7 protein-coding genes are annotated in these 6,812 nt (G+C 48.7%); 2 read left to right on the top strand and 5 right to left on the bottom strand.

All coding sequences use genetic code 11. The features are described 5' to 3' along the window. The first annotated feature begins 187 nt into the window (after positions 1-187). On the top strand, positions 188-445 hold the full coding sequence (locus tag WBV27_RS05205) for a hypothetical protein (protein WP_424200051.1): 258 nt from the start codon (positions 188-190) through the stop codon (positions 443-445). Between the two features lie 67 nt (positions 446-512). Here the strand turns inward: WBV27_RS05205 and WBV27_RS05200 are convergent, their stop codons facing one another. From WBV27_RS05200 to WBV27_RS05185, 4 genes are all read right to left on the bottom strand, one after another. Further along, entirely contained in the window at positions 513-2,018 is a 1,506-nt protein-coding gene (locus WBV27_RS05200; RefSeq protein ID WP_424200049.1) for a carbon starvation CstA family protein, read from the bottom strand. A 157-nt stretch (positions 2,019-2,175) separates the two neighbouring features. Next, positions 2,176-2,910 (bottom strand): LytTR family transcriptional regulator DNA-binding domain-containing protein, encoded by a 735-nt coding sequence (locus tag WBV27_RS05195; protein ID WP_424200047.1) that lies wholly within the window; start codon positions 2,908-2,910, stop codon positions 2,176-2,178. Between the two features lie 2 nt (positions 2,911-2,912). Further along, positions 2,913-4,661: a LytS/YhcK type 5TM receptor domain-containing protein gene (locus WBV27_RS05190; RefSeq protein ID WP_424200045.1), complete on the bottom strand. Its 1,749-nt coding sequence runs from the start codon at positions 4,659-4,661 to the stop codon at positions 2,913-2,915. Between the two features lie 116 nt (positions 4,662-4,777). Then, entirely contained in the window at positions 4,778-5,140 is a 363-nt protein-coding gene (locus WBV27_RS05185; protein WP_424200043.1) for a thioredoxin family protein, read from the bottom strand. A gap of 155 nt (positions 5,141-5,295) precedes the next feature. On the opposite strand from WBV27_RS05185, the gene WBV27_RS05180 reads away from it, so the two are divergent. Further along, positions 5,296-5,850, top strand: a complete 555-nt coding sequence (locus WBV27_RS05180) for a plasmid pRiA4b ORF-3 family protein (protein WP_424200041.1) — start codon at positions 5,296-5,298, stop codon at positions 5,848-5,850. Positions 5,851-6,051: 201 nt separating this feature from the next. Here the strand turns inward: WBV27_RS05180 and WBV27_RS05175 are convergent. Further along, positions 6,052-6,812, bottom strand: a 761-nt coding sequence (locus WBV27_RS05175; RefSeq protein ID WP_424200039.1) for an MFS transporter, incomplete at its 5' end; no start/stop codon positions are given.

Raw genomic sequence — 6,812 nt, 5'->3', positions numbered from 1 at the left:
CGTCCAAAGTAATCCGGACTTTTTCAATATCCAGTATACCGACTTCCGGTTCAAAACGATATATCCCTCAATACAAAATCTCACTGTACTTGTTGGTTATATCCTGTTACACGATACATACGCAGGCCGAATGATGTATAATAAGCCATGCAGCACATGAACACGAACAGAAAGAAGGCGGAAATAAATGAACTTAGAAAAATTGATTGAAAAGATTGAAGCGTTCAAAGCAAGCCATCCTGAAGGTACGTTTGAATTCTTCGTGCAGCCGCAAAGGGATTTGGATGATCTTTATGCTGAACTGCTGATACTGGATGTAACAACGGATGCAGAGGGCAATGCTACAGCCCGCGCTGAGGAAGCTTTGATCACGTTGGAAAGCCCGTCAAATGATGAATTGGCTATGTTGGAAGGCATCGCTGAATCCTTAAAACAGTATCTATAGAAAAAAACTCCCTGAAGGAGCCCTGCATGTTACAGGTCCTTCAGGGAGTTTCTTTATCTTCAATTAGTTATTCAGCTACCGCTGCTGCCGTTACTGCTTCAGCGGTAGCAAACGTTCCAATCGGCAGATGATCGTTCAGCAGTTCCGCTTCCGGATCCAATGCAGCTTTCTGATTCACGCCGGTTGTCCAGTAAAGTGCCATGATCGCAACAGTTGCGACCAGACCGACCAAGTAAGTGGCCGTCTGCAGCCCCATCCGGAATCCGATCGGCTCGCTCAGGATATAGACGACACAGGCATAAAGCATGAATGTTGCAGGCAATAAGGTAACCAAGTAATTTTTGTTTTTAAGATATAAATAACGCGTCGACATCAGCAAAGCGATAACGGCTGTAACTTGGTTCGCCCAGTTGAAGTATCTCCAGATCAGGTTGAAATCCACTTTAGTAAGGAAGAACGAGATGACAAACAACGGGATCGTCATCATCAGGATTTTTTTCATTGAATCCTGTTTGATGTTCATGTAGTCAGCCAAAATTGTCCGCAGACTTCTGAATGCTGAAAGTCCTGAAGAGATCGGCAAGACGATGACGCCGATGATGGCGACCGTACCGAAGACATTACCCAACAACATAGTGGAAACTTGGTTAACGACAGCTGATGGCGTGCCGGCATCGATCATTTGGCTCAATGTTTGACCATCGAACAAGGCCATGGAAGCTCCAGCCCAAATCATGGCGATGACGCCCTCAGCAATCATCATGCCGTAGAAAAGGAAGCGGCCTTCCCGCTCGTTCGTCGACGTCCTAGAGACCATCGGCGCTTGGGTTGCATGGAAACCGGAAATGGCCCCACAGGAAATCGTAAAGAAGATTGCCGGGAAAATCGGTGTGCCTTTTGGATGGAAATTCTGCATAGTGCCCATCGTCAATTCGGGCAGGTTATGGCCGCCCGTCAACAAGCTGATTCCGATGGCGATCGTACTGATGATCAGAATTGCGCCGAACCAAGGATAGACTTTGCCCATCGCCTTGTCGATCGGCAGGATGGTGGAGATGAGATAGTAAGCGAAAATCAAAACCGTGATGATTCCGATTGTCATCCAATCAGGCGTGATGCTGGCGATCAGATTGGCGGGTGAAGTGACAAACACGGTTGCAACCAACATCAAGAGCAGCATGGCGAAGATGTTGACGATGTGTTTGACCGGTTTGCCCAGATATTTGCTGGTCAATTCCGGCAAGTGGGCGCCGTCGTTCCGCAAGGAAATCATCCCGACCATGTAATCGTGGACAGCTCCTCCGAAGATGCAGCCGACGATGATCCAGATGTAGGCGACCGGACCGTAAAGCGCTCCCATAATCGGTCCAAAAATAGGACCCGTTCCGGCAATATTCAACAGTTCAATGATGGCATTTTTTGATTTTGACATCGGGACAAAGTCATATCCGTCCTTCAGCGCTTCAGCAGGGGTCGTTCTTTCCGGATCGATGGAAAAGTTCTTTTCGATGTAGCGCCCATAAGTAAAGTAACCCAGGACCAGTAAGGCGATTCCTCCAAGTAAAGTAAGCATCTTTTTTCCTCCTTCAAAATAAATGTGCGGCCAACACGTTCTTTCTATGCCCTTACTTTACTGGAGAACAAGAAACTTTTGGGTCATTTGCGCCCGAAACGACAAAACTGCAGGCTGAGTTGCACGCCTGCAGTACTGAAATTCATTTAATTTTGGATCAGATACCTACTTTTTCCTTAAAGTCCTTCATATAAGAACGGCTGACGGGTATCTTCAAACCGTTGCTCATCGTCAGTTGGAATGTATGGTTGAACCATGGTTGGATTTCCTTTATTTCCTTCAGATTGATTAGAAAGGCGCGGTGAACCCTCAGGAACGGATGTCCGCCGATCTTTTTCTCGAGCGCACTGAGTGGTTCATGAATGATGTAGGTCATATTTTTCGTATAAATGGTCGTTTCGCCGTTCTCGACTCCGATGGCGATGATTTCCGGGACCTGCAGCATATAGATACGTTCATCCATCTGGATGGGCAAGACCTGCAGTCCCATATCCTTCTGCTTCGGTACTTCGACTTCTCTGACCTGCTGTTTCTGGTACTGTCCGTAGGCTTTTTTGACCGCCTGCTGGATCCGTTCCAGTTCAAAAGGCTTCAGGACGTAATCGGTCGCATTCAGTTCGAATGCTTTGACGGCATAGTCGTCATAGGCTGTAGCAAAAATGATCATCGGAGGTTTCTTAAGTTTGTTGATTTTTCCGGCCAGCGAGAGGCCACTCTCATTCGTCAGGTGAATATCCAAAAAGATCAGGTCCACCGGCTCCTCAAGCATCGTCCCGAGCGCTTCTTCGATCGAATCCGCTTGAGCGATGGCGCTCACACCTTCGCATTGCCCAAGCAGGTAGGCCAGTTCATCCCTTGCCAAGGGTTCATCATCCACAATCAATACCCGCATACTCATCCCTGCCTTTCTTGATAAGGTACCGTGCAATACACTGTCGTCCCTGTTGGTGAAGATACAAAGTGCAGTTTTGCCGATTCGCCGAACAGGCTGATCAGCCGTTTATTCAGGTTTTCCAATGCCGATCCGGTGCCTTCCTGCGATGGCACTGTTTCATTGCCCAATTTCTCCAGACGCTTTGAATCGATGCCTTCGCCGTTGTCCCGCACGGAAATAAACACCCCGTCCGGACTGCTCTTCACATCGATCCATACCCGATTATCGGTCTTCCGGCTGCCGAAAGCATGCCTGAACGCATTCTCCAGCAAGATCTGGATCAGGAATGGTGGCAACAGCACATCTTCCAAGCCTTCCTCGACGGAAATATCGACTTGGTAGCGGTCTGGGAAACGGGCCTGCTCCAACGAACGGTAGGCTTCCACTTGCGTAAGTTCCTTCATCAACGGAATCAGGTTAGTGCGGGCGCCTTGCAGATTGGCCCGGAAAAAATTGCTGAGTTGGATCAGCAGCCTGCGCGCCTGTTCGCTGTCGACACGGATCAATGCCGAAACGGTGTTGATGGCGTTGAAGAAGAAGTGCGGATTCACTTGCGCCTGCAAAGATTTGATTTCGGCATCCTGCAGCAGCTTGCTCTGCAGTTCGATTTCCCCAAATTCGATCTGGCTGGAGAAGATATTGCCGAGTCCCTCCGCCAACTGCCTTTCGACAAAGGTGAGCTTCGTGGCATCCGTGAAATACAGCTTCAAAGTGCCGATCGTTTTCCCTTGCGCTTTCAGCGGGATGACGAGCGCCGCTTGCAAAGGACAGCCCGGATGGTTGCAGCCGATTTCGTCATGGGAATGGACTTCCCTGATTTCCCCTGTCCGCAGCACTTCTTTTGATAATTCGGTCAATATTTCGTTCGAGGCGATGTGGTGGTCGCTGGCTGCGCCGACATAGGCCAAAATCCGATCGGTATTCGTGATGCTTACGGCGGATACCTTCATCAATTGTTGGATGATTTTGGCTGCTTCCGTGCACGAAGCTTCGTTCATGCCGGAACGGAAATAAGGCATCGTTCGGTTCGCCAATTGGAGCACATCATGCGTCTGCACCGCTTTCGTCTGTTCGACTTGGCGCAGCGTGGAGCCGATGATGGAAAGGAAAATGCCGGTCCCCATGCTGTTGACGAGGATCATCGGAAACGCAATGAATGTCACCAGATCCCAAGCAGCCTGAAAATCGCGGCTCAACACCAGAATGCTGAGCATCTGGACACCCTCCGTCACTGCTCCGATCATAAAGCCTTCCTTTATCGTCGGATAGGTATTTTTCCGCATCGTTTTGGTGCCGTACAGACCGGAAATGAGGCCGATCAAGATGGATGAAATCACATAAATATAGGCCTCTTCCCCGCCTTGGAAGAAACGGATGATGCCCGAGATGATGCCGACGGATGTGCCGACCAACGGCCCGCCGATCAGACCGGCGACGCCGATCGTGAGCACCCGCGTGTTCGCCAAGGACGCTCCCTCCGAAAGTTTCATCAGTACCTGGTCGGATACGATGCGGTCCTGACTGATCTCAACGCCTGTATAGTTCGAGATGACCGCGAATATTCCGAATACGACAATCAGCGCCACTTTGGTACTCAAGCGTTGACGTTCGCCCAATTTGTCCCTGAAATAGTGGGTATTCATCAAAAGGTAGGCCAATATGATAATCAGCCCGACCCGCTCCAATATCAAAATGAATAGATTAAACATGGCCGCTCCTTTCCGGAAAATGATTATCTTTAGTTTACACCAGAAGCAACTAATTTGTGCACAAAAAACGATAGCCCAAGCTTTGCGCTTCAGGCTATCGTTCCTTTATCAAGCTATCAGAAGTTATCCGCAATCCGCTGGAATTGGTGATGCAGCTCGTCCATCACCACGAAACGGGCTTCGCGGATCATCTCTTTGCCTTCGACGAACAGTAGCAAAGCCGGAACGGTAAAGACAGTGAATTCGCCCGCGACTTCCGGGATGTCATCGGCGTTCGCTTGGATCGCTTTGATGGCCGGGAATTCTTCCAGCATCTCCTGCACTTGCGGTTGGACCGCGTGGCAGACGCCGCAGTTCGTCCGGGAAATGTATACGAACGCCAATTTATTATCAGCGACGAAGTGACGGATTTCTTCTATTGAAGTAGCTTGTTGAAAATTATTTGGATAAAACACAGGATGACCTTCTTCCACTTTCATTTTTTGCCCCATTATAGCACGCGAATCGGAATAAGTCCGTTTTGCGGATTGGGCAGCGCCAGCGGATTAAAATCCCTTCGCGCTTCCATCACCCTTCTTATTTGAACTCACCCTATGAAAACGTTATACTAAAAACAAAAAAGGTGGTTTTTCAGATGATGTTCGAACTCAGGATTACGCTCTTGGATGTCGGCATACCGGTTTGGCGGGATATACAATTGGATGACGACACCACTTTCTCAGATTTGCATTTCATTCTCCAAAGTGCATTTAATTGGTCAGATCTCCACCCTCATACTTTCAAGTTTGCCTCTCCGCATAAAGATACATTGGCAGAAACCGATCGTCTGCGGGACCACATCCAAGGAAAAGACGATAAAATCATCTACACGTACAATATGGAAGAAAACTGGGAGCATGAAATCGTCCTGCAAAAAGCATTCGAAGCGAAGGCGGACGTGCTCTATCCCCGTTGTGTACGCGCCGAGAATCTGGCCCCCGAGGAAGACCATACCCGTCTGGATATCACGGACGGCACACTAGACCTGGCATATACAGATTCCGGGGAAATTGCCAAAGCGATCAATGAGGAATTGGCCTACCTGAACGTCAGCGGCCTTGGCGAAGGACTGCCAGGACTGGATGAAGATGAATGGATAGCCCTCGATGATGACGAAGATGAATGGGAAGACGACGGCGGCCATCTGTGAAAGGCTGACTTCAACAAAAGGCAAGCCTTCGGGCTTTTATGGAGCCGAATGCTTGCCTTTTGTTGTCGGCCATATCGCGTCCGGCCGGTTTGCCCGATATCCCACAGCTATCGGCCAACCGTAAGCAAAAAAGCATCCCCTGCGCTCATATTCGAGCGTAGGAGATGCTTTTTTTATGTTTATTTCTTAATAAGGAATTGCTTATTGAGCAGTTTCTGTGATCGATTTAGTTGCTGTTTTTTTCTTGTAAACAAGATCCAGGATCAAACCTGCAGCCGCAACCACAATCGCGACATAGAAAGCTTTGGTGAAGTCACCGTTGTTTGCAGCAGCGATACCCGCTGTTACTTTAGGTGCAACGAAAGCGGATGTCGAGTAACCGATGAACACGATACCGTAGTTGACGCCTTGGAATCTCGGTCCGAAGTTATCCATGACTAATGAAGGGAACACGCCCATCACACCGCCGAAGCATAGGCCTAAACCAACGATCCCTAGTGTAAAACCGAAAATCGATTTGACGAAAATAAGGATCAAGAAAGTAAGAATGATGACACTGTACATAATGCTGATAGTCGTTGGTTGGCCAAGTTTGTCCGAAACAGCTCCCCAGATAATACGGCCCATCGTATTACTTAACGAATACACGCTGACATATACGGCTGCCGCTGCTGCGGATAGGCCGAACATGGATTGTCCGATCGGTGAAGCGTTTGAAGCAATCATCAAGCCCGAGAAAGCACCCATGGCGAACATCAGGATGATCATATAGAATTTTGGATCCTGCAGCATTTCTTTCCAGTTCTTGTTTACGACCGGTTTATTCGCTGCTGCAGTTGCCGCTGCGTTCATATTTTTTGGAATATAATCTTTCGGAGCAACCTTGATGAAGAGGCTGCATGTGAAGCTGATGATTGCATAGGCGATACCCATCCGCACAAAAGTATCGGCAACGCCAATTC

Origin of the sequence: Trichococcus sp., assembly GCF_049589555.1 — a bacterium.
GTDB lineage: Bacteria > Bacillota > Bacilli > Lactobacillales > Aerococcaceae > Trichococcus.
This window is presented reverse-complemented; position numbering and strand designations above follow the sequence as displayed.